This window comes from Ruegeria sp. C5, from assembly GCF_056537605.1.
The window spans coordinates 495,819-518,990 of sequence record NZ_JBQFRX010000001.1; the positions used below are offsets into that span (position 1 = coordinate 495,819).

23 protein-coding genes are annotated in these 23,172 nt (G+C 56.1%); 7 read left to right on the forward strand and 16 right to left on the reverse strand.

The window, feature by feature from the left end:
* Positions 1 to 15: 15 nt before the first annotated feature.
* A complete protein-coding gene (locus tag ACR0AW_RS02535) occupies positions 16 to 1,017 on the reverse strand; it encodes an NADPH:quinone oxidoreductase family protein (RefSeq protein ID WP_170732218.1) in 1,002 nt (333 codons plus the stop codon).
* Positions 1,018 to 1,125: 108 nt separating this feature from the next.
* Here ACR0AW_RS02535 and ACR0AW_RS02540 point away from each other — a divergent pair, with 108 nt between their 5' ends.
* From ACR0AW_RS02540 to ACR0AW_RS02555, 4 genes are all read left to right on the forward strand, one after another.
* Positions 1,126 to 1,944, forward strand: coding sequence for an SDR family NAD(P)-dependent oxidoreductase (locus ACR0AW_RS02540; RefSeq protein ID WP_170732219.1), 819 nt, complete (start codon positions 1,126 to 1,128; stop codon positions 1,942 to 1,944).
* A gap of 27 nt (positions 1,945 to 1,971) precedes the next feature.
* Positions 1,972 to 3,003: a phosphotransferase family protein gene (locus ACR0AW_RS02545; protein ID WP_170732220.1), complete on the forward strand. Its 1,032-nt coding sequence runs from the start codon at positions 1,972 to 1,974 to the stop codon at positions 3,001 to 3,003.
* A gap of 107 nt (positions 3,004 to 3,110) precedes the next feature.
* Positions 3,111 to 4,328: a serine hydrolase domain-containing protein gene (locus tag ACR0AW_RS02550; protein WP_170732221.1), complete on the forward strand. Its 1,218-nt coding sequence runs from the start codon at positions 3,111 to 3,113 to the stop codon at positions 4,326 to 4,328.
* A 49-nt stretch (positions 4,329 to 4,377) separates the two neighbouring features.
* Positions 4,378 to 5,244, forward strand: a complete 867-nt coding sequence (locus tag ACR0AW_RS02555) for an acyl-CoA thioesterase (RefSeq protein ID WP_170405779.1) — start codon at positions 4,378 to 4,380, stop codon at positions 5,242 to 5,244.
* Here ACR0AW_RS02555 and ACR0AW_RS02560 read toward each other — a convergent pair.
* Together ACR0AW_RS02560 and ACR0AW_RS02565 are read right to left on the reverse strand one after the other, a co-directional pair.
* Positions 5,241 to 6,008, reverse strand: a complete 768-nt coding sequence (locus tag ACR0AW_RS02560; RefSeq protein WP_170732222.1) for an SDR family oxidoreductase — start codon at positions 6,006 to 6,008, stop codon at positions 5,241 to 5,243. The genes ACR0AW_RS02555 and ACR0AW_RS02560 overlap by 4 nt on opposite strands.
* A gap of 133 nt (positions 6,009 to 6,141) precedes the next feature.
* Positions 6,142 to 7,371, reverse strand: a complete 1,230-nt coding sequence (locus ACR0AW_RS02565; RefSeq protein ID WP_170393068.1) for an acyl-CoA dehydrogenase — start codon at positions 7,369 to 7,371, stop codon at positions 6,142 to 6,144.
* A gap of 98 nt (positions 7,372 to 7,469) precedes the next feature.
* Between ACR0AW_RS02565 and ACR0AW_RS02570 the strand changes: the two genes are divergently transcribed.
* On the forward strand, positions 7,470 to 8,381 hold the full coding sequence (locus ACR0AW_RS02570) for a LysR family transcriptional regulator (RefSeq protein WP_170636113.1): 912 nt from the start codon (positions 7,470 to 7,472) through the stop codon (positions 8,379 to 8,381).
* Here the strand turns inward: ACR0AW_RS02570 and phoB are convergent.
* The 10 genes from phoB to ACR0AW_RS02620 all read right to left on the reverse strand — a co-directional run bounded on the left by phoB (position 8,378) and on the right by ACR0AW_RS02620 (position 17,807).
* On the reverse strand, positions 8,378 to 9,067 hold the full coding sequence (phoB, locus tag ACR0AW_RS02575) for a phosphate regulon transcriptional regulator PhoB (protein WP_170393066.1): 690 nt from the start codon (positions 9,065 to 9,067) through the stop codon (positions 8,378 to 8,380). The two genes, ACR0AW_RS02570 and phoB, sit on opposite strands and share 4 nt — an antisense overlap.
* Before the next feature lie 12 nt (positions 9,068 to 9,079).
* Complete coding sequence (gene phoU, locus ACR0AW_RS02580; protein ID WP_170393065.1) at positions 9,080 to 9,781, reverse strand: phosphate signaling complex protein PhoU; 702 nt, start codon at positions 9,779 to 9,781, stop codon at positions 9,080 to 9,082.
* A gap of 16 nt (positions 9,782 to 9,797) precedes the next feature.
* On the reverse strand, positions 9,798 to 10,595 hold the full coding sequence (gene pstB / locus ACR0AW_RS02585; RefSeq protein ID WP_170393064.1) for a phosphate ABC transporter ATP-binding protein PstB: 798 nt from the start codon (positions 10,593 to 10,595) through the stop codon (positions 9,798 to 9,800).
* 12 nt (positions 10,596 to 10,607) lie between these two features.
* The gene (gene pstA, locus ACR0AW_RS02590) at positions 10,608 to 11,924 is read right to left on the reverse strand and encodes a phosphate ABC transporter permease PstA (RefSeq protein WP_170393063.1); all 1,317 of its coding nucleotides are present in this window, start codon (positions 11,922 to 11,924) and stop codon (positions 10,608 to 10,610) included.
* On the reverse strand, positions 11,921 to 13,393 hold the full coding sequence (gene pstC / locus ACR0AW_RS02595) for a phosphate ABC transporter permease subunit PstC (RefSeq protein WP_170732224.1): 1,473 nt from the start codon (positions 13,391 to 13,393) through the stop codon (positions 11,921 to 11,923). Before pstC ends, pstA begins: the two co-directional genes overlap by 4 nt.
* A gap of 88 nt (positions 13,394 to 13,481) precedes the next feature.
* Complete coding sequence (locus ACR0AW_RS02600; protein ID WP_170393061.1) at positions 13,482 to 14,522, reverse strand: substrate-binding domain-containing protein; 1,041 nt, start codon at positions 14,520 to 14,522, stop codon at positions 13,482 to 13,484.
* Between the two features lie 181 nt (positions 14,523 to 14,703).
* On the reverse strand, positions 14,704 to 15,735 hold the full coding sequence (locus ACR0AW_RS02605; protein WP_170646058.1) for an ATP-binding protein: 1,032 nt from the start codon (positions 15,733 to 15,735) through the stop codon (positions 14,704 to 14,706).
* A 6-nt stretch (positions 15,736 to 15,741) separates the two neighbouring features.
* Entirely contained in the window at positions 15,742 to 16,263 is a 522-nt protein-coding gene (locus tag ACR0AW_RS02610) for a gamma carbonic anhydrase family protein (protein ID WP_170405803.1), read from the reverse strand.
* Entirely contained in the window at positions 16,260 to 16,901 is a 642-nt protein-coding gene (gmk, locus tag ACR0AW_RS02615) for a guanylate kinase (protein ID WP_170393058.1), read from the reverse strand. Before gmk ends, ACR0AW_RS02610 begins: the two co-directional genes overlap by 4 nt.
* Positions 16,902 to 16,916: 15 nt before the next feature.
* On the reverse strand, positions 16,917 to 17,807 hold the full coding sequence (locus ACR0AW_RS02620; protein ID WP_170732225.1) for a YicC/YloC family endoribonuclease: 891 nt from the start codon (positions 17,805 to 17,807) through the stop codon (positions 16,917 to 16,919).
* Positions 17,808 to 18,039: 232 nt separating this feature from the next.
* Between ACR0AW_RS02620 and ACR0AW_RS02625 the strand changes: the two genes are divergently transcribed.
* Positions 18,040 to 18,711 (forward strand): PAS domain-containing protein, encoded by a 672-nt coding sequence (locus ACR0AW_RS02625; RefSeq protein ID WP_170405809.1) that lies wholly within the window; start codon positions 18,040 to 18,042, stop codon positions 18,709 to 18,711.
* Positions 18,712 to 18,766: 55 nt separating this feature from the next.
* Here the strand turns inward: ACR0AW_RS02625 and ACR0AW_RS02630 are convergent, their stop codons facing one another.
* The gene (locus tag ACR0AW_RS02630; RefSeq protein ID WP_170393056.1) at positions 18,767 to 20,137 is read right to left on the reverse strand and encodes a class II 3-deoxy-7-phosphoheptulonate synthase; all 1,371 of its coding nucleotides are present in this window, start codon (positions 20,135 to 20,137) and stop codon (positions 18,767 to 18,769) included.
* A gap of 169 nt (positions 20,138 to 20,306) precedes the next feature.
* On the opposite strand from ACR0AW_RS02630, the gene ACR0AW_RS02635 reads away from it, so the two are divergent.
* Positions 20,307 to 21,311, forward strand: a complete 1,005-nt coding sequence (locus ACR0AW_RS02635; RefSeq protein ID WP_170393055.1) for a GlxA family transcriptional regulator — start codon at positions 20,307 to 20,309, stop codon at positions 21,309 to 21,311.
* Between the two features lie 20 nt (positions 21,312 to 21,331).
* Here ACR0AW_RS02635 and ACR0AW_RS02640 read toward each other — a convergent pair whose 3' ends face one another.
* Positions 21,332 to 21,859 carry a GNAT family N-acetyltransferase gene (locus tag ACR0AW_RS02640; RefSeq protein WP_170732226.1) on the reverse strand — a complete coding sequence of 176 codons (528 nt, stop codon included), beginning with the start codon at positions 21,857 to 21,859 and terminating at the stop codon, positions 21,332 to 21,334.
* 88 nt (positions 21,860 to 21,947) lie between these two features.
* Entirely contained in the window at positions 21,948 to 23,042 is a 1,095-nt protein-coding gene (locus ACR0AW_RS02645; protein WP_170732227.1) for a PQQ-dependent sugar dehydrogenase, read from the reverse strand.
* Positions 23,043 to 23,172: the final 130 nt, after the last annotated feature.

The window sequence follows — 23,172 nt, forward strand, 5'->3', positions numbered from 1 at the left end:
AATCCCATCCCCTATTCAATTATCTTCCATCGTGACCACAACTTTACCGAGAGCCTCGCGCCGTTCGAGCATGCCAATTGCCTCTGCCGCCTGGGTTAGCAGAAATCGTGCACTGATACGGGGTGAAATCACTCCCGAACCATATAGGCGGAACAACTCGGCCAGGTTCTGTGCGTGCCCTTTCGGGTCGCGAAATACGGACGCGCCCCAGAACACCCCGACGATCTGACAGCCCTTGAGCAAAGTCAGGTTCAGCGGAATGCTCGGGATGCCGGCAGGAAAGCCAACAACCAGATAACGCCCGCCCCATGCCATACTTCGCAAGGCGGGCTCCGCGTAGTCTCCGCCAACCGCATCATAGACCACATCCACACCTTCGCCCCCGGCCAGCGCCTTTATCTCGGCGGCTAGGGCCTTTTGCGCTTCGCGGTCCAGATCGCGTGGATAGATCAGCGTCTGGTCTGCGCCAACATCTCTGCAAAACAATGCTTTGTCTTCAGACGAGACTGCCGCGATCACATGTGCCCCCATCGCTTTGGCTAGCTCGATCGCCGCAGACCCAACGCCACCGGCGGCCCCCAGTACAAGTACTTTTTCGCCGGGCTTAAGTAGCGCACGGTCCTTGAGGGCGTGGTATGAAGTGCCGTAGGTGAAGACAATGCTAGCCGCATCCTCATACGGCATCACGTCGGGTATCTTGACGGCAGTCGCTGGTTTGAGCTTCAGATGCGTAGCGAACCCTCCGTGCCCTGTCAGCGCCAGAACCCGATCACCAGGCGCGAAGTCTGTGACGCCTTCTCCGACCGAGACAACTTCTCCGGCGATTTCACCACCTGGCGCAAAGGGGCGGGGTGGTTTTATCTGATAGAGGTCCCGGATCATCAGCGTATCAGGGAAGTTCACCCCGGCGGCGCGGATACGCAATACAATTTCATCTGGCTCAGGGGTTGGATCGGGCAGGGTGGTCAGTTCCAAACTCTCGGGGCCGCCTGGTGTGACGCTGAGTAATGCCTGCATGTTTTTCAATTGCCTCTTGCTTCACCTGTTTTGAAATCGTTGGATTGTCAGCACGTATTGTCAAGAAGACCTCACGCCAGAATCCCAGATCGCCTGAATGGAGTGCACATGACGCCCGAGACTTTGTTTTCGCTCAGTGGAAAGACGGCACTGGTAACTGGGGGTGCCACCGGTATCGGCCGAATGGCGGCCGAGGCGTTGGTACGTGCCGGGGCGCATGTACTGATCGCTTCTCGCAAAGGCGAGGCATGCGAGGAGGTTGCAACAGAGTTGAACGCTCTGGACGCGTCAGGCTCGGCCGAAGGGTTTGCTGGCGACATCAGCAGTGAGGCGGGTGTAGATGCGTTGGTGGATGAAGTCAAAAGTCGCACTCAAGCGATTGATATATTGATGAATAATGCAGGTGTGTCTTGGGGCGCGCCGATGGGGCAGTTCCCTCATTTCGCTTGGGACAAAGTCATGTCGGTTAATGTCGCAGGCGTATTTGATCTGACCCAAAAATTGCTGCCACTTCTGATGAAATCCGCAACCGACGAGGATCCTGCGCGGGTCGTCAATGTAGGTTCAGTCATGGGTGAGGTCCCGATGGGTGACGGGGCCTACAGCTATTCCGCGTCCAAAGCGGCGGTTATTCACCTGTCCAAAATCATGGCTAAGGAATTGGCACCATACAGAGTCACGGTGAATGCGCTGGCCCCGGGACCATTCGTATCGCGCATGACGGCCTTTGCCACCGAAGACGAAACCAAGCGCGCGCGCGTCGGCAAAGGTGTTCCACTGGGCCGGGTTGGCCAGGCCGAGGATATCGCTGGTTGCATGTTGTTTCTATGCGGTCGCGGAGGCAGCTATGTCACTGGCGCGGTCATCCCTGTCTCCGGTGGGATAAATGTGCAGACCGGTGGCAATATCTTTGCCGATGCCCTTTAGCCGTGGGTTCATACGCAGACTGAATATATGACACACACTGAAAACACTTTGGATATCAAGTCCGTCGACGCTTATCTAAACACGCATCTTGTTGGTTATCACGGCCCTCTTGAAGCTACAAAATTCACCGTGGGTCAGTCGAACCCAACCTATCTGCTGCGTACGCCGGCCAAATCCTATGTTCTGAGACGCAAGCCGCCGGGCATATTGCTGAAATCCGCACATGCAGTGGATCGGGAATTTCGCGTACAAGCGGCGCTGGCTGGTAGCAAAGTGCCCGTTCCGCAAGTACATCTGCTTTGTGAAGATGACAGCGTCATAGGCTCTGCCTTTTACGTGATGGAGCATCTGAAAGGGCGCACATTTGTCGACCCTGTCATGAAAGGCGAAAACAATGCGACGCGCACGGGTGTGCTGAAAGAGATGAACCGCGTACTGGCCGAACTGCACATGGTCGATATCGATGCGGTGGGTCTTTCGGATTTCGGACCTCCAGGCAACTATTTCGAGCGGCAAATTGCTCGCTGGACCAAACAATATCGCGCCTCTGAGACCGAAAAAATCGCCGAGATGGATCAGCTGATCGCCGGGCTTGAGCGCCAGATCCCCGAGGATGATAATCAAAGAACACTGGTTCATGGGGATTACCGCATCGACAATCTTATGTTCGAGGCGCATGGCACCGCCTGCATCGGAGTGCTGGATTGGGAGCTATCGACCATCGGCCATCCATACGCCGACCTGGCGGCCGTCGTCATGCAGTGGCAACTGCCGCCGGGCAAGGAGGGACGGGGGCTGGCTGGCGTAGATCGGTTAAGCCTTGGGCTACCGTCAGATCAGGACTTCATCGCCGAGTATTGCGCGCGCCGCGGCCTAACAGGGATTGAGAATTTTGGCTTCTACCTTGCTTTCAACTTCTTTCGGATGGCCGGTATTCTGCAAGGTGTCTACAAGCGGGCCTTGGATGGAAACGCGTCAGACCCGGCACGCGCTAAGGCTTTCGGTGCCTATGTGCCTGTCTTCGCCCAACACGGATTATCTGCGCTGCAAAAAACGTAGGCAGTATTCTCGGCGCACTTCAACAAATCCAGCAAAAATCGGCAGAATTCGCTGTTGCCTAGGGTCTTACGAAGACAAGATCGGCCTGATCAAGATGGAGTTGCCTCATGGGATTTGATCCGACCGCGCAGACCCACATCCGCCAATGGATGCACAGATATGTTGAGCAGAAGAAATACGCAGGCAGCGCCCTTCTGATCCACCAGAACGGGCAAGAGGCATTCTTTCACGCATGTGGCCGCCGCTGCATTGAAACCGACCTCGCGTTTCAGCGGGACAGCCTGATTCGGATTTATTCGATGACCAAGCCTGTGACGTCCGTTGCCTTGATGATGCTGGTGGAACAGGGGTTGTTTCATCTAGATGCCCCGGTTTCCGATTTCCTGCCAGAGTTTGCAACGATGCAAGCTTTGGTCCCGGGTGCAACGCAGTTGAACCAGACCGAGGACGCGCCGACACCCAGCCTGCATCAGTTGCTGACGCACACCAGCGGGCTGAGCTACCCGTTCAATCCCGGCCTTTTGCCAATGGCCATGGATGAGCTCGATCTGATCTTTTCCCCGAAACAAGGCCCGCTGTCAGACCGGGTTAAAGTGCTGGCAGGGTTGCCGCTGGCTTTTCAGCCAGGCAGTCGCTGGGAGTACTCGGTCGGTATCGACGTGATTGGCCGCGTGATAGAAGTCGTATCAGGCAAACCGCTGGACGTGTTTCTGACAGAACACATCTTTCGACCACTTGGGATGAGTGAAACCGCGTTTTCAGTGCCTGAAGGGGCAGGGGACCGATTTGCCTCGCTCTACACCCCGCTCGAAGGCGATGCCATGGCGCTGAATGCCGCAAAATCGGGTGGCGAAACATTGCGGTTGGTGGATCGGGCCGGAGAGTCCCCGTTTGAGGCGGCAACGACCTTTTCTGGCGGTGGCGGATTGATCAGTACCATCGACGATTACAGCAAGTTCGCCGAGATGTTGCGAAACAAAGGAACCGCAAATGGCGCGCGATTGCTCGGGCCGAAGACTGTAGAATTCATGTTTCGCAACCATTTACCGGACGATATTGCATCCATGGGTCCACAAAGCTTTGCAGAGCAACCCATGGAAGGCACAGGCTTTGGCATCGGAGGCGCGGTGGTACTGAACCCGGCGCGCACCCGAGCCCCAAGCTCGGTTGGCGACTATGGCTGGGGCGGGATGGCCTCCACCTATTTCTGGATCGATCCGGTCAACGCGCTTTCAACAGTGTTTTTTACACAGCTCTCGCCATCCAGCTCTTATCCATCCCGAGCCGAGTTAAAGGCGCTTGTTCACGCGGCGCTCGTTGAATGATCGGTGTTTGAGTGATACCGGAAAAGGCCAAGACGCCGGAGAGCCCTGAATGACCGAAGCCGAACGCATATTGCTTGATCTGCTGAATATCGAACCGCTTGAGGTCGATTTGTTTCGCGGGACCGGTTCTGGTGGCGAGACACCAACGCGTATCTTTGGCGGGCAGGTGATCGCGCAAGCGCTTGCGGCAGCATACAGGACGGTCGAGGATCGTCTATGCCATTCCTTGCACGCCTATTTCATAAGGCCCGGAGATCCGTCAATTCCGGTTATATATCAAGTGGATCGCGCGCGCGATGGAGGTTCTTTTACAACCCGCCGCGTGGTTGCGATCCAGCATGGCAAGCAAATTTTGAACATGTCGGCCTCGTTTCACAAGCAGGATGACGGATGGGAACATCAGCATCCGATTCCGGACGTTCAAGCGCCCGAGCACCATCCATCGCGTGACGAATTGCGCGAAAAATACCTGGATCGCGTTCCCGAAAAGCTGAAAGCTGAATTGCTGCGCGAGCGCCCGATCGAAGTGCGCGAAATCGATCCGCTGGACCTGTTTGCACCCGCAAAGGCAGATGACAAGAACCACGTCTGGTTTCGCATGGGCGCAGCGAACCACGCGGACACCGTTACACAACATCTTCTATTGGCCTATGCCTCGGATATGAGCTTGCTCAGTTCCGGAATGCGGCCCCATGGGCTGAGCTGGTTCACTGGTGAAATTGATGGGGCCAGTCTGGACCATGCAATCTGGTTTCATGCACCCGTGCAGTTTCAAAACTGGCATCTGTATTCGATGGAGTCGCCGTGGACAGGGCAGGGGCGCAGCTTCAATCGGGGTTCGATCTTTTCGCAGGATGGCAAACTGGTTGCGTCCGTCGCGCAGGAAGGCCTACTCAGACGACGGAAGCAACGCTAAGTACTGCCAGCAAACCTTTGATTAAGCTTCATCATTCCACCTAACCATCGGTCGTAGTCTTCTGTTTTTAAACGCATATAGTCAAGCACTTGTGGATGCGGAAGAATCAAGAAACGTTCATCCGCCAGCGCCTCGACACAGGCTTGGGCGACCTCATCAGGTTCAATTATTCCGTCAATCGCGGCGACCGAATCCTCATGTCCAAGTATCATCTCGGACCGAACGGCCTGTGGACACAGAACTGAGACCCTGAGACCTTTGTCGCCATAGGTCATCGCGACCCATTCAGCAAAACCCACAGCCGCATGTTTGGTTACGCCATAAGGGGCTGCGCCGGGTTGATTGAGCAATCCAGCCGCTGATGCTGTGATCATCAAATAACCACCACCACGCGCAACCATCCTTGGGACCAGGTGCCGCGCGGTCCAGACATGAGACATCACGTTGATCTGCCAGATGCGGTCCCATTCAGCATCCGGCACTTCAAATCCACCTAAGGTGAGTATTCCCGCATTGGCACAGAATAAATCAATCGGAGCGATCGTATCCTCGACAGTCTCAATCAGATTTCGAATATCACTTTCCTTGGACACATCACAGCTGAGTGCATCACCGCCAATTTGCGCCGCCACGGCCTGCGCGCCGGCAAGGTCGATATCGGCGCAGACTACATGCGCACCTTCTTCTGAGAACCGCTTGGCAAGACCTTTACCTATGCCATTTGCAGCGCCAGTGATGACGACGGTCTTCCCAATCAGAACCATTGCATAGCTCGTGTCTTACTTCTCAAACACAGCGTAACATATTGGCAAGCCACGACCAATGTGTGTTCTATAGTCGTGGCTCGCTTGCTACGTATTTTACATAATACCGATTATGCGAGTAATAGGTGCAGCCTCAGTAAAATGCCTGTAGTCCGGTTTGCGCCCGCCCCAGGATCAATGCATGAACGTCGTGCGTGCCCTCATAGGTGTTGACTGTCTCAAGATTGATCATGTGACGCACCACCTGGAACTCAAGTGAGATACCGTTGCCGCCGTGCATGTCACGCGACATCCGCGCAATGTCCAATGCCTTGCCGCAATTGTTACGTTTGATGATCGAGATCATCTCGGGCGCAGCTTCAGCCTGATCCATCAGTCGGCCGACGCGCAAGCTTGCTTGCAGTCCCAAAGAGATTTCGGTCTGCATCTCTGCCAGTTTGCGTTGAAACAACTGGGTCTGCGCAAGTGGTCGATTGAACTGTTTACGATCCAAGCCGTATTGACGCGCTGCGTGCCAGCAGCATTCCGCGGCCCCCATCGCACCCCAGCTGATACCATAGCGTGCGCGGTTCAGGCAGCCGAACGGTCCCTTGAGACCCTGAACATGTGGAAGCAAAGCGCCCTCGTCCACCTCAACGCCATCCATGACAATTTCACCTGTGATCGAAGTACGCAGGCTCAGCTTGTTCTCGATCTTCGGTGCGCTCAGGCCCTTGGTGCCTTTATCCAGCACGAATCCACGAATCTTGCCGTCATGCGCATCTGACTTGGCCCAGACCACATAGACATCTGCGATCGGTGCGTTTGAAATCCACATCTTGCTGCCGGTCAGACGATACCCGCCATCAATCTTCTCGGCACGGGTCTTCATCGCCGCCGGGTCCGAACCCGCATCCGGCTCTGTCAGGCCAAAACACCCAATCCATTCGCCACTTGCCAGTTTCGGCAGATATTTGCGACGCTGTTCTTCGCTGCCATAGGCGAAAATCGGGTACATCACCAACGAGCTTTGCACCGACATCATCGAGCGATAGCCGGAATCCACCCGTTCAACTTCCCGCGCCACCAGTCCATAAGATACGTAGCTCGCACCGATCCCACCATATTCTTCCGGGATTGTCGTGCCCAACAGCCCCATTTCACCCATTTCACGAAAGATCTCAGGATCGGTTTCTTCGTTTGCAAAAGCCTTAGTGACACGCGGCTGCAATTTCTCCTGGGCGTAAGCGCGCGCGCTGTCGGCAATCAGGCGTTCATCCTCTTCCAACTGGTCCGACAAGCGAAACGGGTCGTCCCAGTTGAAACGTCCAAGGTCAGGCGCATCTTTTGCGCGCAGGACAGGCTTTGTATCTGGAGCGTTCATTTTGCTTCTCCGACTTGACTAGGTTTGCGCAACTATAATCTGAGTAATATTCAAAAAACAGCGAGACATTTGCATTGTTTCATGATCAAAACGCATAGATGGACACCAAGCGCCCTATCCTGCCGCCTATATCCGCGCTGCGCGCGCTTGAGGCTTTGGATCGCCTTGGATCAGCCTCGGCAGTCGCGGACGAAATGGCACTGACGCAGAGCGCGGTCAGTCGGCAACTGCAGACGCTTGAAGCGCATTTGGACGCAGAATTGGTCAGCCGTGATCGCAAGCGATTGTCACTGACAAAGGCTGGACAAGACTATGTACAAGAAATTCGGCCAGCCTTGTCTCAGATCGCGCAGGCGGCGCTGAAACTGCACATTTCCCCTGTCGGTGGGACATTGAATCTGGCGATTCTGCCGACATTCGGAATGCGCTGGCTGGTACCGCGTCTGCCGGATTTCGCCCGCCGCCATCCGGATATCACAATCAACATGACCACGCGGTTGCGACCGTTTAGTTTTGCTTCGGAACCCTTTGATGCGGCTTTACATTTTGGGGAACCTGATTGGCCGGGAACTGATCGCTTGTTATTAAGTGTCGAGCGGGTTTTGCCCGTCTGCGCGCCCGAGCTTTTACCCAAAGGCACTCCGACGTCACCCCGCGATCTGCTAAAACTGCCGCTGCTGCATATCCAGACAAGACCGCGCGCCTGGCAGGACTGGTTTCAACAGATGGGTGTCACGCACCCGCATCCCCTGCCCGGCACCGTCCACGACCAGTTCAACACCATCAACCAAGCCGCGCTGCACGGCCTGGGTGTTGCCCTGTTGCCAAACTATCTGGTGGAACTAGACCTTGCGACAGGTAGGCTGGTTGCAGCCTTCCCTGACGCGATAGAGACGATGGGGGCATATTATCTGGTTTGGCCGCGCGAAAAATCGGATGACGCATCATTGCGAGAGTTTCGACACTGGCTTGCTTCTCAGGCCCAGACCGAAGAAGCACTGCCACGTTAGCCGAGCGCGTATCCTGCCCCGCGCACCGTGCGCACCGGATCTTCACCGCCATGTTGGGTCAACGCTTTGCGCAGACGACCGATATGAACATCAACAGTACGCGTGTCGACGTAGATATCGCGGCCCCAGACGCGGTCAAGCAACTGCTCTCGGCTCCAGACCCGGCCGGGCTTTTCCATGAATGTGCTCAGCAACCGGAACTCGGTCGGGCCCAGTTTTAACAGCTTGTTGTCGCGGCTTACCTTGTGGGTCTCAGAGTCCAATATGATATCGTCAAACTCCAACCGGATGCCCACGGTCGCTGGACGCACTCTGCGCAATTGTGTCCGTACACGCGCCATCAATTCGACAACCGAGTAAGGCTTAACCACATAATCATCGGCACCGGTTTCAAGGCCGCGCACTTTATCAACCTCTTCTGAGCGCGCCGACAGCATGATGATCGGAATTGATCGGGTGTCCGGCCGCGTTTTCAGGCGGCGGCAGACCTCGATACCGCTGAGATTGGGCATCATCCAATCCAGAACGATGATATCCGGGCGGTCTTCTTCGACCAGCAACAAAGCTTCGTCGCCATTAGCGGCACGGATTACCCGGAACCCTTCGGCGTCCAGATTATAGGCCAGTACCTCTCTTTGGGCCAACTCATCCTCAACAACCAGTACCGTCGGTTGATCAGCGGACATGACTTAGATCTCCTAGATCGTTTGCGACGTGTTGTCGGCTTTGGGGCGCGCTTCGCTGGGTCTCTCGCCGGTGACGAGATAGACGACCTGCTCGGCAATGGCGGTGACGTGATCGCCCATGCGTTCGATATTTTTTGCGATGAAATGCAGGTGCATGCACGATGAGATATTGCGCGGATCCTCCGCCATGAAGGTCAGGAACTCGCGAAACAGGCCGTTATACATCTGGTCCACTTCCAGATCCCGTTCGATCACGTCCTGCGCCAGCTCAGCATCACGCTGGATATAGGCATCCAGCGCGTCGCGCAGCATCCGCTCGACCTCGCGCGCCATTCGGCGCAGAGCGGCGGCACTGCCGTTGATTTCGCCGGCATTCACCAGAACGGTCGTTCGCTTGGCGATGTTCTTGGAGTAATCTCCAATCCGTTCAAGGTTGGTCGCAACCTTCAGCACGGACAGCACCAGCCGCAAATCGCTGGCCGTCGGTGCACGCAAGGCAATCAGGCGCGCGGTCTCTTCGTCAATCAGTTCTTCCAGTGCGTCGATGGCCTTGTCGCCTTGACGCACTTCATTTGCAAGTTCTTCGTCGCGGGTCTCCAGCGACCGGGCCGCGCCCATAATGGCGGCTTCGACCAGTCCACCCATCTTCATGATGTGTGCTTGGATGGCCTCAAGGTCGCGGTCGAACGCGGATGCAATATGTTGTTCGCTCATTGCAGTTATCCTGTGCTCAGCCAATCCGGCCGGTGATGTAACTTTCGGTTCGGGGATCTTCGGGGTTGGTGAAGATCTGCCCGGTTTCGCCGAATTCAACCAAGTTCCCCAGATGGAAAAACGCTGTCTTCTGACTGACCCGCGCGGCCTGTTGCATCGAATGGGTTACGATCACCACTGAATAGCGTGAACGCAGTTCGTCAATCAGTTCCTCGACCTGCGCGGTTGCGATTGGGTCGAGCGCCGAACAGGGTTCGTCCATCAATAGCACCTCAGGCTCGGTGGCTACGGCGCGCGCGATGCAAAGACGCTGTTGCTGACCACCAGAAAGGCCGGTACCGGGGGCATCCAGACGGTCCTTGACCTCATCCCAGATCGCACCACGACGCAGAGATTTCTCTACGATTTCATCCAGTTCTGCCTTATTCTTGGCAAGGCCGTGGATACGCGGACCGTAAGCCACGTTGTCATAGATCGATTTGGGGAACGGGTTCGGTTTTTGAAAAACCATGCCGACCTTTGCACGCAACTGTACCGGATCGACGCGCTTGTCGTAAATGTCTTCACCGTCCAGCAGGATATCACCCTGCACCCGGCAAATGTCGATTGTGTCGTTCATCCGGTTCAGACAGCGTAGGAAGGTGGATTTACCGCAGCCAGAGGGACCGATGAAAGCCGTCACAGTCTTGTCTTCGATATCGACGCTCACGTCCTTAATGGCGTGGGTCTCACCGTAGTAGACCTGAACCTGCTTGGCGTTGATCTTGATGTCTTTGGAGTCCACGGTTCTCTCCACTCGTGTCATATCGTTCATTTTAAACCCCTCCTACCAGCGGCGTTCAAAGCGGCGGCGCAGGATGATAGCGATGATATTCATGGTCAGCAGGAACATCAAAAGGATGATGATGCCGCCCCAGGCTTTCTCGTAAAAACCCACATCGGCACGCGCGGCCCATGTGTAGATCTGTGCCGGCATGGCCGAGTTCGGCTCGGTGAAGCCCGCCAAAAAGCCATCGGGATAGCCTCGGGCGACAAAGCCCACCATGCCGATCAACAGCAACGGAGCAGTTTCACCCAGCGCCTGCGCCAGACCAATGATGGTACCAGTCAGGATACCGGGCGCGGCCAACGGCAGCACGTGGTGGAAGACGGCCTGCATCTTCGAGGCCCCTACCCCCAACGCCGCGTCGCGGATAGACGGGGGAACCGCCTTTAGCGAGGCGCGGGTTGAGATGATGATCGTTGGCAGGGTCATCAGCGTCAGCACCAGACCACCCACCAGCGGCGCCGATTGCGGCAGGTGCATAAATTGGATGAACACGGCCAGACCCAGGATACCGAACACGATAGACGGAACGGCGGCCAGGTTCGAAATATTTACCTCAATCAGATCGGTGAATTTATTCTGCGGCGCAAACTCTTCCAGATAGATCGAGGCGGCGACCCCAATGGGCAGCGACAGGCACAGCACCACCAACATCATGAAGAACGAACCGACGACCGAGGCACCAATACCCGCGCCACCGGGGTTATCCACGCCCGAGTCCGCACCAGTGATGAACGGCCAGTTGAAAGCCTGTTTAATGATCCCCGCTTCTTTCAGCGCGTCCACCAGATCCAGATCGCTGAGTTGCAGGAAGCGGCTGTCCTGCAGTGTGTCACGAGACACCCGACCCTTGAAGTAGCCATCCACACGGCTTGAAGCCGCCAGATCGAACATGATCGGCTCACCCAGCTTGCTAGGATTATCGGCATAGAAGGTTCGGATCGTACCCCCAATTTTGCCCAACAGACGCTCGATGGCATCCTGATCGAAATCCACGGTGATGCCACTTTCGGCTAGTTGTTCATTCAGTTCCGCAATGAACAGATTGGAGTAGGCCTTTGTCTTGAACATCGTGCCTTCGGCTTCATCGCGCTGCGCTTCGCTCAGCGTGAATTCTAAACTGATCACTGTGCGCTGGAAGGCCGGGATGCCCTGCGACAGGATTGAGGCAAACAGCACAATCAGAAAGAACAGTCCGGTCGCGATAGCGACGATCCCGTAGGCGCGAAAACGCTTTTCGGCAGCCGCGCGTTTTTTGGTCCGGGCATCGGATGCAGTCAGCGAGGTCGAGGTATTTTGCATGCTGGCGTCGGTCATTCGTACTGCTCCCGATACTTGCGCACGATATAAAGGGCGAAAACGTTCAGCCCCAGCGTGAGGATGAACAGCGTCATGCCAAGCGCGAAGGCGACGAGGGCCTCGGGCGAGGCGAAATCGGCGTCGCCTGTCAGCTGGCTGACGATCTTGGCGGTGACGGTGGTCATGGCCTCGAACGGGTTCAGGTCCAGACGCGCGGCGGCCCCTGCCCCCAGAACCACGATCATGGTCTCACCGATGGCGCGCGATGCCGCCAGCAGGATCGCTCCCACGATCCCGGGCAAGGCTGCGGGCAAAACGACCTGCCGGATGGTCTCGGATTGTGTGGCCCCCAGCCCGTAAGAGCCATCACGCATGGCCTGAGGCACCGCGTTGATGATGTCGTCGGAAAGCGACGAAACGAACGGGATCAGCATGATGCCCATGACAAGACCGGCGGTCATCACCGCCGTACCGGCTTTCATCCAGCCCAAACCATCATCCCCGAACACGCTCAGCAACAGCGGGCCAACGGTCAGCAGGGCGAAAAGGCCGTAAACGATGGTCGGGATACCGGCCAGCACCTCAAGCATCGGTTTGGCGATCGAGCGCACGCGTGAAGAAGCGTACTCACTGAGATAAATCGCAGCGAAAAGACCGATTGGCACGGCCACCAACAACGCCACCAACGAGATATAGAACGTGCCCCACAGCAAAGGGATGATACCCAGATCTGATGCCCCGCCACGGCCCGAGAAACTGGGCGCCCAGGTGGTACCGAAAAAGAACTCTGATGCCGGGTAAAGCTTGAAGAACTCCCACGTATTGAAAACCAGCGAAAGGACGATGCCGACCGTTGTCAGGATCGCAATCGACGCAGCCGCCAGCAGCATCACACGAATTCCCTGCTCAACCACATTGCGGGCACGATATTCAGAATGCGTCTGTAACCAACTGAACGCAGCACCGGCCAAGGCGACCAGTATCACAGCGACGGACATGATCGCGTAACCGGTTGAATTTATCGCCCGATAGGCTTGAGCTGCATGCAAAACCGTCTGCGTGATGTCCGAGGTTACGACTTGACCCGCGTCCTTCAACTTTTGGGTCATCTCGGAAATATCTGCCCGCGCATCCTGTGCGAGCGTTTCGGTGAGATGTCCCTGCGCAACGGCACTGTCCAGACCATTTGCGGTCCGACGCACCTCGGCCATAACAAGACTGCGCGACGATCCTTCCTTGATAGCCGTTTCGGGAACCATCTCCGAGATCTGAGAGTTAACGTAGAGCGGCTGAACCAGCAGCCAGACGATCAACAAACCTAAGGCGGGAACTATGACTTTCAGTGCGACGTTCGCGCCATAAAACGAGGGAAGAGAATGCAGATTGCGGCTGTCCCCTCCGGCACTTTGCAAGGCGCGCATTCGCCCCAAAACATATCCGACTGCCGCGATCGCAAGCACGATCAGAATGAGCCAAAGAATTGGCATGACGCCCCCATAGGTCTTGATCGGGATTAGGGAAAAATTGGGGGCGACAGAAAACGCCGCCCCCAGTCAATTCGATCGGGGTGAGGGATTAGCTGCCCGAACCCAAGGTTACTTCGTTGGCAATCGCGTCCTGCGTTTTTGCCAGTTCAGGATCGGCAACCAGACCGTAGTTGGCCAGCGGGCCCGAAGGACCAGCAATTTCTTCATGAGTGAAGAACTGGGCGTATTCTTTCAGACCGGGGATCACGCCGATATGCGCTTTCTTGACGTAGAAAAACAGCGGACGCGAGACGGGGTATTCACCCGACGCGATGCTCTCGGTCGACGGTGCGATACCACCCATCGTAGCCACTTTCAGCTTGTCGGTGTTGTTCTCGTAGAACGCCAGACCAAACACGCCGATACCATTGGTGTTGGTGTCGATGCGGGCCAGAGTTTCGGTGTAGTCACCGTCGATATCGACCGATTTGCCGTCGGTGCGCACGTCCAGGCATGCATCTTCGGCGTCATCTTCGCTTAGGCCGCCCGCGACCATGGCTTCCATCGCGCCCGTCGCTTCACAACCTGCCAGCAGAACTTTGTCTTCGAACACTTCGCGGGTGCCGTGCTTGGTGCCCGGGATGAACATTGCGATTTCCACATCCGGCAGGTCAGCGTTGAACTCGGCCCAGCTGTTGAAGCTGTTGTCGACCAGCGCGCCATCTTTCATCACTTTCGATCCGATGGCATTGTAAATATCCGCAGGCTCAAACGCCGTGAAGGCAGGACCCGACTGCTGGCTTGCAAATACGATGCCGTCATAACCGATGCGGACTTCCATGATGTCGGTCACACCGTTTTCGGCGCATGCTTTAATCTCTTTTTCACGGATGGCACGCGATGCGTTTGCAACGTCGATCGTGTTTTCACCGACGCCTTCGCAGAAGCGTTTCAGACCGGCGGACGAGCCGCCTGATTCAACAACCGGTGTGGGGAAGTCGGTATTTTCACCGAATAGTTCTGCAACGATTGACGCATAAGGCAGAACGGTGGAAGAGCCAGCAACTTGAACGTTGTCACGCGCGGCAGCAGTGGTTGCCGAGACGGCAGCGATAGCCAGCGCAGAAGCCGACAGTTTTACAAAGGACATTTCAGTCTCCTTGAAAAGGATGGGTACTGATCATCCCCATGATGATCTGAGCGCAGCACTATGACGCCTGCGTAAGTCTTTTGTGACAGGTATGTAACGGTTTCATGACAACTCATGAATTTCTCAGAAAATCTTAACTTGACGAAGCGTCACCCCAGTAAAGCCCGCGTTTGGCACGCCCTCAGCGTGGTAGAATGACCGTAAACGTCGCTCCCTGCCCCGGTTCACTTTCCACACGCAACCTGCCCCGATGGCGATTGACGATATGCTTCACGATTGCAAGCCCCAGTCCGGTTCCGCCCAACTCGCGCGAGCGGTGACTGTCTGCGCGATAGAACCGTTCGGTCAACCTGGGCAGGTGTTTGGCATCAATACCGGGCCCTTGATCAATGATCTTGATCCGTACCGCAGGACCGCGCATCGCCGTATCCCGCTCAGACAGGGTTACGACCACACCGACCTTGCCACCGCTGCCCCCGTATTTGATCGCGTTTTCAACGAGATTGGTTATCACCTGACGAAGCTGATCGCTGTCTCCGACCATCTCGATCGACTCGTTTGGGGCATCCAACGAAACAACAACACTGGCATCATCCGCCAGCGGTCGCAGAGTGTTTAAGGTCGATTGAATCAGACCTGTCAGTTCCAATGGCTCTTTGGGTCTGACCCGTTCTTCACTTTCCACTCGATTCAGCGACAGCAAATCCCCCACAAGCCGGTTCATCCGATTGGCCTCATCCGCCATGATCTGAAGAAAGCGGTCGCGGGCGGCGGTGTCGTCGCGGGCGGGGCCTCGCAATGTTTCGATAAACCCCATCAAGGCCGTTAGCGGCGTGCGCAATTCATGGCTGACATTGGCCACAAAATCGCGCCGCATCTGACCTGCCTGTTCCAAATGCGTGATATCCTGAAATACCGCCAATACCGCTTCGGTCCCGCCGACGAATCTGCACTGCACCTCAAACGTCGTATCCTGAGCACCATCATTGGACAGATGCCGCGCTTTGCCGGGCTGCTTCGAGCGCAGGCATTGTTCGACGGCATCGATGACCTGAGGCTGGCGCAGGATTGTGGCAAAATGCCTGCCTTCGATTGCGTGCCCCAAAAGCGTCCGCGCCTCGCTATTTGCGGCGACAATACGCTCGGTCCGACCAACCAGCACGGCGGGCATCGGAATGGCTGAAACCAATTCGGCAAGCAGGGTATCCGTCATGCGCGTTTAGACCGGACGCAATGTTTGGCGAAACTTGCGCATGTTGTCCTGATAGTGCAGCGCACTCAGCGTTAGTTTCTGGGCCGCCGCCTCATCAAGCTGCCGCACAACTTTGCCCGGCGAGCCCATAACCAACGAATTATCGGGAACCTCTTTGCCTTCGGTGATCAGCGCCCCCGCCCCGATCAGACAGTTCTTTCCGATCTTCGCCCCGTTTAGAACGATAGCCCCCATACCGATCAGCGTATTGTCTCCGATCGTGCAACCATGCAGCATGACCTTGTGACCAATTGTGCAGTTCTTCCCAATGGTCAGCGGATAGCCCGCATCGATGTGCATCACGCAGTTTTCCTGCACATTGCTGCCTGCGCCCACACGGATTTCTTCGTGATCGGCCCGGATGGTGCACCCGAACCAGACCGAAGCGCCTTGTTCCAGGACTACTTTGCCGATCAAGTTGGCGTCGGGGGCTACCCAGGTGTCTTCGTGAATTTGCGGCGAGTCATCGCCCAAAGCATAGATGGTCACGACAAGCCCTCGAACTCGGTCTGCAACGAGCGGATGTGGTTCTGCAGGCTGGGCTGTTGGATGCGACGCATGCGTTCTGCGCTGACGATGGTCTTCAGTTTTTCCTCGGTGGTATCCAAATCATCGTTGATCAGGACATAGTCGTAGTAGCCCCAATGGCTGATCTCATCCCAGCTTTTCAACATGCGCTTGGCGATCACATCCTCACTGTCCTGCCCACGCCCTTCCAGCCTGCGCCGAAGCTCGCGGATCGAGGGCGGGAGAATGAAAATCGACAACGCATGCTTGCCCAGATCTGAATTGCGGATCTGCACTTCTCCCTGCCAATCAACATCAAACAGCACATCGCGCCCCTGTGTGATGGACTCGCGGACCGGTCCAGCAGGAGAGCCGTAGAAGTTGCCGAACACATGCGCGTGTTCCAGCATCTGCCCATCCGCCACCTGCTGTTTGAACTCGTCCTCGGATAGGAAGTAATACTCCCGGCCGTGCTCCTCACCCGGGCGCGGAGCACGGGTGGTGGCCGAGATCGAGAATTCCAAACCGACATCCCATTGCATCAAACGGCGGGCCAGAGTGGATTTACCTGCGCCCGAAGGCGAGGACAGTATGATTAATAGACCGCGGCGATCCGCCATGTGATGTTCCCGTCCTTATTCCACGTTCTGCACTTGCTCGCGCATCTGATCGATGACCGCTTTCAGCTCCAACCCAACCGCCGTCAGTTCGGCATTCTGCGATTTCGAGCAAAGCGTATTGGCCTCACGATTGAACTCCTGCATCAGGAAATCCAGCTTACGCCCAACCGGGCCGTCTTGCGTTAAAAGGGAACGCGCCGCAGTGACATGGGCCTTCAACCGGTCAATTTCTTCGGTAATATCGGCCTTGACCGCGATCAGGGCCAGTTCTTGTGCAACACGATCAGGGTCCGCACCTTGCGTATTGTCGAGAACGCGCGTCAGATTTTCGCGCATGTTTTGCGCCATTTCCTCGCGGCGACGCTCGGCCAGATCAGCGGCCTGATCCGTCAACTTTGCGACTTGGTCGAGTTGTCCCGCAAGAATGCCTGACAGAGCTTCACCTTCGGAACCGCGCATCTCAATGAATGAAGCAAGCAAGCCACCGAACTCAGATTTCAGGTGCTCGACAAGTTGGGCTGGATCATCCGCGTCAGCTCCGGCTTCCAACATCCCTTTCAACGCAAGAAGATCACTTGCTTTGGACGGAGCCAACAATACGCCCCGCGCGCCTGCAAGCGCTTCGGTCTGGGCCAGTGCATCCAGCGCAGTTTCCATCGCTGGGGTATTCAACCGGACATCCGCGGCGGATTCTTCCCGTCCCATCCGAAGGGACAGCGTGATGTTCCCTCGGTTGACCTGCTTCGACAGATCGCCTCTCAGCGCGGCCTCTAACCCTGTCAACCAATCGGGGAGCCGCAGTCGCAAATCCAGCCCCTTGCCATTGACGCTGCGCAATTCCCAAGTCCAGCTATGGGGACCAAACGCCCCCTTGCCCGAGGCGAAACCGGTCATGGATTTGATCATGCCTGCCCTTTCCGTCAAATTCACTGGTCGCACCTAATGCCATTGACCAGCAAGGGGCAAGACCTTGCTCATTCCCCAATCAGTGCCAAGAGGTTAACCATTCGTTAAAGAATTGCTCCAAAATTGTATTAACCCGTGTCAATCTGACAGTCAGAAAAGCTGGCGGATCGCAGCTTTGCCCATTAGATGGCATTTTAGGAGAATCGCGAGTGATTGCTGGTAGGGTGATGAAATGAAAACCTTTTTCGGGACTGGTTCCGGCTCAGAACTTGGAAAGATCATCGCAATGGACCGATTTGACAGCGGGCGAAGCCTTTCTCCCATCCGTCAGGCCGAAGCCTATTGGACCGCCTTGCTGACAGGTGAAGGCGTTCCGATGCGCTCGCAGATCGATCCGCGCGGCCTGGAGAATATTCTCGAATACACTTTCATACTGGAACGCATCGCGCCGGGTTTGGCCCGGTTTCGGCTGGCGGGAAGTCACCTGAACAATCTGGCGGGCATGGAAGTTCGCGGTATGCCTCTAACGGCTTTTTTCGAACCGAGCGCCCGCGATGATGTCAAATCCATTCTGGACCAAGTCCTCACCCGCCCCGCGGTTGCCGAACTGGGCTTGCTTTCGAAAGGCAAGCTGGGACGAACCAGCCTTCAGGCCCGCATGATCCTGCTGCCGCTTAAAAGCGATCTGGGCGACGTCAGCCGCATTCTTGGGGTCATGGTCAGCGACGGAACCATCGGGTCGACACCGCGTCGCTTCATCGTCTCGGATCGCCGCGTCAACACGATCTCTGATTTGCAACAGCCTCCGAGGCCTGTCCAACAGCAAGCAGAGGGGTTCGCTGAAGACCAGACCACGTTCAAAGGGGCACCGCACTTAAGGTTGGTATCATCACGTGACGACTAAATGAAAACGGCGGGCATGAGGCCCGCCGTCTTACTAATTCAGGATGTATTCGAAGTCAGCTTGCAGCGCGCTTGCTGCGGTCACGACGTAGGTTGGTCAGTTCTTCCGCGACAAGGAATGCAAGTTCCAGCGACTGCGAGGCGTTCAGGCGCGGGTCACAAGCTGTGTGATAGCGATCCGAAAGATCCTCTTCGGTCACCGCGCGCACACCTCCGGTGCATTCGGTGACATCCAGCCCTGTCATCTCGAAATGAACACCACCGGGGATCGTGCCTTCAGCCTGATGTACGCCAAAGAAATCGCGTACTTCGCGCAGCACGGAATCAAACGGCCGGGTCTTGTAGCCGGTCGCGGATTTGATCGTGTTGCCATGCATCGGATCGCAGACCCAAGTAACCTGTGCGCCCTCTTCCTTTACGGCTTTGACCAGACGCGGCAGATGCTCACCCGCTTTACCTGCACCAAAGCGCGCGATCAGAGTCAGACGCCCCTCTTCGTTTTCGGGATTCAACTTGGACATCAGAACCTTGAGGTCTTCGGCACTGGTTGTCGGGCCACATTTCAGACCAATCGGGTTCAGAACACCCCGGCAGAACTCGACATGCGCACCGTCGGGCTGACGGGTCCGATCGCCGATCCAGATCATGTGCCCAGAACCGGCCAACCAATTGCCCGAGGTCGAATCCAGACGGGTCAACGCCTCTTCGTACTCAAGCAACAGGCTCTCGTGGCTGGTGTAAAACTCCACCGATGAGAATTCGTGGGTGGTGTCGGCGGTGATGCCAGCAGCCCCCATGAAGTCAATCGAATCCTGAATGCGGTCGGCGATCTCAGAGTATTTCTGAACGTCTTGCCCGTCGGCAAAACCCAGCGTCCACGAATGCACGTGGCTCATATCCGCAAAACCACCGGTCGAGAACGCCCGCAGCAGATTCAGTGTTGCCGCCGCCTGTGTATAGGCCTGAAGCATCTTGTCGGGATTCGGAATACGTGCCTCGGGTGTAAAGGCCAGCTCATTGATGATGTCACCGCGGTAGCTGGGCAGCTCCACACCGTCCACAACCTCTGTCGGCGCACTGCGCGGTTTTGCGAACTGGCCCGCCATGCGGCCAACTTTAACCACGGGAACCTTGGCGCCGTAGGTTAGCACCATTGCCATCTGCAGCATCACCTTGAACGTGTCACGGATCGCATCCGCGCTGAACTGCTCAAAGCTTTCAGCGCAATCCCCGCCTTGCAACAGGAACGCTTCGCCACGACCCGCGGCTCCCAGATGCTGCTTCAGCCGTCGCGCTTCACCCGCAAAAACCAGCGGGGGATACTGCGAAAGCTGCGCCTCGACTTTGGCCAGCGCGGCCGCGTCGGTATAGTCTGGCATCTGAACCCGGGGCTTGTTGCGCCAGTTCGTTTTTTGCCATTCAGTCATAGCTTTTATCTCCGCTGAAGTATTTCAGGTGGCCTCTATACAAAATGCATGAATGAGAGGCCATATCCCTTTTGCGCCTCTTGACGCCATAATCAAGCTTTGAGCATGGTGACTGGCATATCCGCCACCGTGGAAATCCCGGTGCGCGCCGAATCAAGGACAGTTCGCCATGCAAGAGCAACGCCAAGTTGTCACTGTGGATCATAGCACAGGCAAGCCGCATAACTTTGTATTTGTGCTTTTGGACAAGTTTTCCCTTTTGTCATTCGCTTCGGCTTTGGACAGTCTGCGGATCGCCAATCGAATGGCCAACCGAGAGCTTTATACCTGGACCTTGACGGGCGAAGGCGGTGAAACAGTGACTTGTTCAGCCGGTACTTCTTTCAATCTTGATTCTGATCTGACCGAATTACAGCGTGACGACGTCGTCCTGATCTGCGGGGGGGTCGATGTACAAGCGGCAACCACCAAGCGCATTCTGAACTGGGTACGCCGCGAAGCGCGTAAAGGGTTGAAAATCGGCGGTCTTTGCACCGCGGCCTATACGCTGGCCAAAGCCGGTTTGCTGGAAGGCAAGCGCGCAACGATCCATTGGGAAAACTCAGACAGTTTTGCCGAAGAATTCGACACAGTAGAGCTGACCAAGTCGGTGTTTTTGGTTGATGGCAACCGAATGACAACTGCTGGCGGCACATCCTCGATTGACCTGATGCTCAAGCTGATTGCCGAAGATTACGGAGAAGATCTGGCCAACGCGGTCGCTGATCAGATGATCTATTCTTCGATACGTACGGATCAGGACACGCAACGTTTGTCGACCCCTACACGGATCGGCGTACGCCACCCCAAGCTCAGTCAGGTTATCCTGATGATGGAAAAGAACATAGAAGAGCCAATCTCGCCTTCTATTCTAGCCAAGGACGTAGGCATGTCGACGCGCCAGCTAGAACGTCTGTTCCGCCGCTATCTCAGCCGCTCGCCCAAGCGCTACTACATGGAACTGCGCCTGCATAAAGCGCGGAACTTGCTGATGCAGACCGATATGAGCGTCATCAATGTGGCGCTGGCTTGCGGCTTTGCCAGCCCGTCGCATTTCTCCAAATGCTACCGGGCGCATTACAACACCACGCCTTATCGCGAACGCGGTGCACAGAGCGGTCGGTTGTCTGTTTAATCCAAAGCCGCAGGGAAACCTTACAAATCTTTCGCAAAGTAGTGCAGGTGCGGCCGTAACATCGGTTGATCCAGATAGGTCGTGGTTTTGATTGGTGAGTCCAGTTCAACAAAACCAAGTTTGGGGTACAGGTCGCGCATTTCGACATTCGGTGTAAGCGTATCGGCGATGAGGCGTTTCAAACCCATATCACGCGCGGCCTGTTCCCGGGCTTCGATCAAGGCACGCCCGGCACCGGTCCCCCGTGCCTCCTCGGTCACAAAAACCCGCTTAAGTTCACCGGTTTGGTGATCAAATCGTTTCAGCATCCCACATCCAATGATATCTCCGGCATCGTTTCGCGCCACCACAAGACATCCATTCGGGGGTAGGTAATCCTCTGTATGCGCCCAAAACTCCGCCAATGCGCTTTCGGGGGCTGCTGGATCAATCTCAAAGCCCATATCCTGCATTCGTTGCACGATAAGCGCGTAATACTGTGCCAGAATCGTATTCAGTTCGCGCTTTGGCGGCATTGTTTCACAAAGCTCGATTACAAAATCACTCATTCAAATCTCCTCATCACCCTGAAGCCCGGAACAGATACACCGTGACCGAATGGCATAGAAGCAAACGCCCTAACCCCGTTTAATACCGTCAGAGGGGCGTCATTCGGTAAACCGCGCCTTGCCCAACGGAAATGAACCAGATCGACCCATCTGGTGATTCGACGATGTCGCGAACACGTTCGGTCTCGGGGCCTTCGATCTGCTCAGCCTCACGCAGTGGATCGCCCGCCAAACGTGCAATGTAGTCGAATTTCAAAGAGCCAACGAACAGATTTCCCTTCCATTCCGGCCATAGTTTCCCGGAATAGACCATCAAGCCAGAGGGCGCGATGGAAGGATCCCAATAATGCTCGGGCTGTTGCATTCCTTGCTTCGACGTGCCTTCACCGATCTTCTGACCCGAATAATGAACGCCATACGAAATCACTGGCCAGCCATAATTGGCACCGGGTCTGATCAGATTAACCTCATCCCCGCCTTTTGCCCCGTGTTCCGAAACCCAAAGCCGGCCCTGCTGATCCAAATTGGCACCCTGAGGGTTTCTGTGACCAAACGACCAGATCTCGGGGCGGACACCGGGATTGCCCACAAACGGGTTATCACTGGGAACTGAACCATCACGGTTGATCCGAATGACCGTACCCATGTGGTTCGTTCGATCCTGCGCAGCCGGGCGATCACCTCGGTCACCGATAGTGACGAACAACGTGCCATCATTCGATTCAACGACACGAGAGCCAAAGTGGCGCCCGCCGGAGCCACCGGGAGAGGCCTCGAATATCACGCGCAGATTGGTTAGACGTTCTCCGTTTTCCGATAAACGAGCGACAGCGACAGCGGTGCCTGCACCGCCTCGTTGCGATTTGGAGAAAGTCAGAAAAAGCTCGCGGGTCTGATTAAAGTCACGCGCGATGGTGACATCTAGCAGACCGCCCTGCCCGTTCGCGACCACTTTTGGCAGACCCTTGATGCGCTTCGCCTCACCTCCGGCAACGTACAAAAGCTCGCCATCTCGCTCAGTGACAACAAAGCTGCCATCCGGAAGAATGCCAATCGCCCAAGGTGTATCAAGGCCTCTAACCACCTGAGTAACCTGAACCGGCCCGCCGGTTGTGTTGATGACATCGGACCAGCCTGCAATCGACCAGCACGACAGAATGAGAATCGCAAAAGTTCTGATCATACCGACCCAATCCCTAGTGGTGCTCCGCAACAAACTGACCTAGCCTAACAAAACAGATAGGATTGCTGCTTTCAAAAGCACTTTTTTGTTAGGACTTTTCTTTTTCGGACAGCTTGCCTAGGGTCATGCC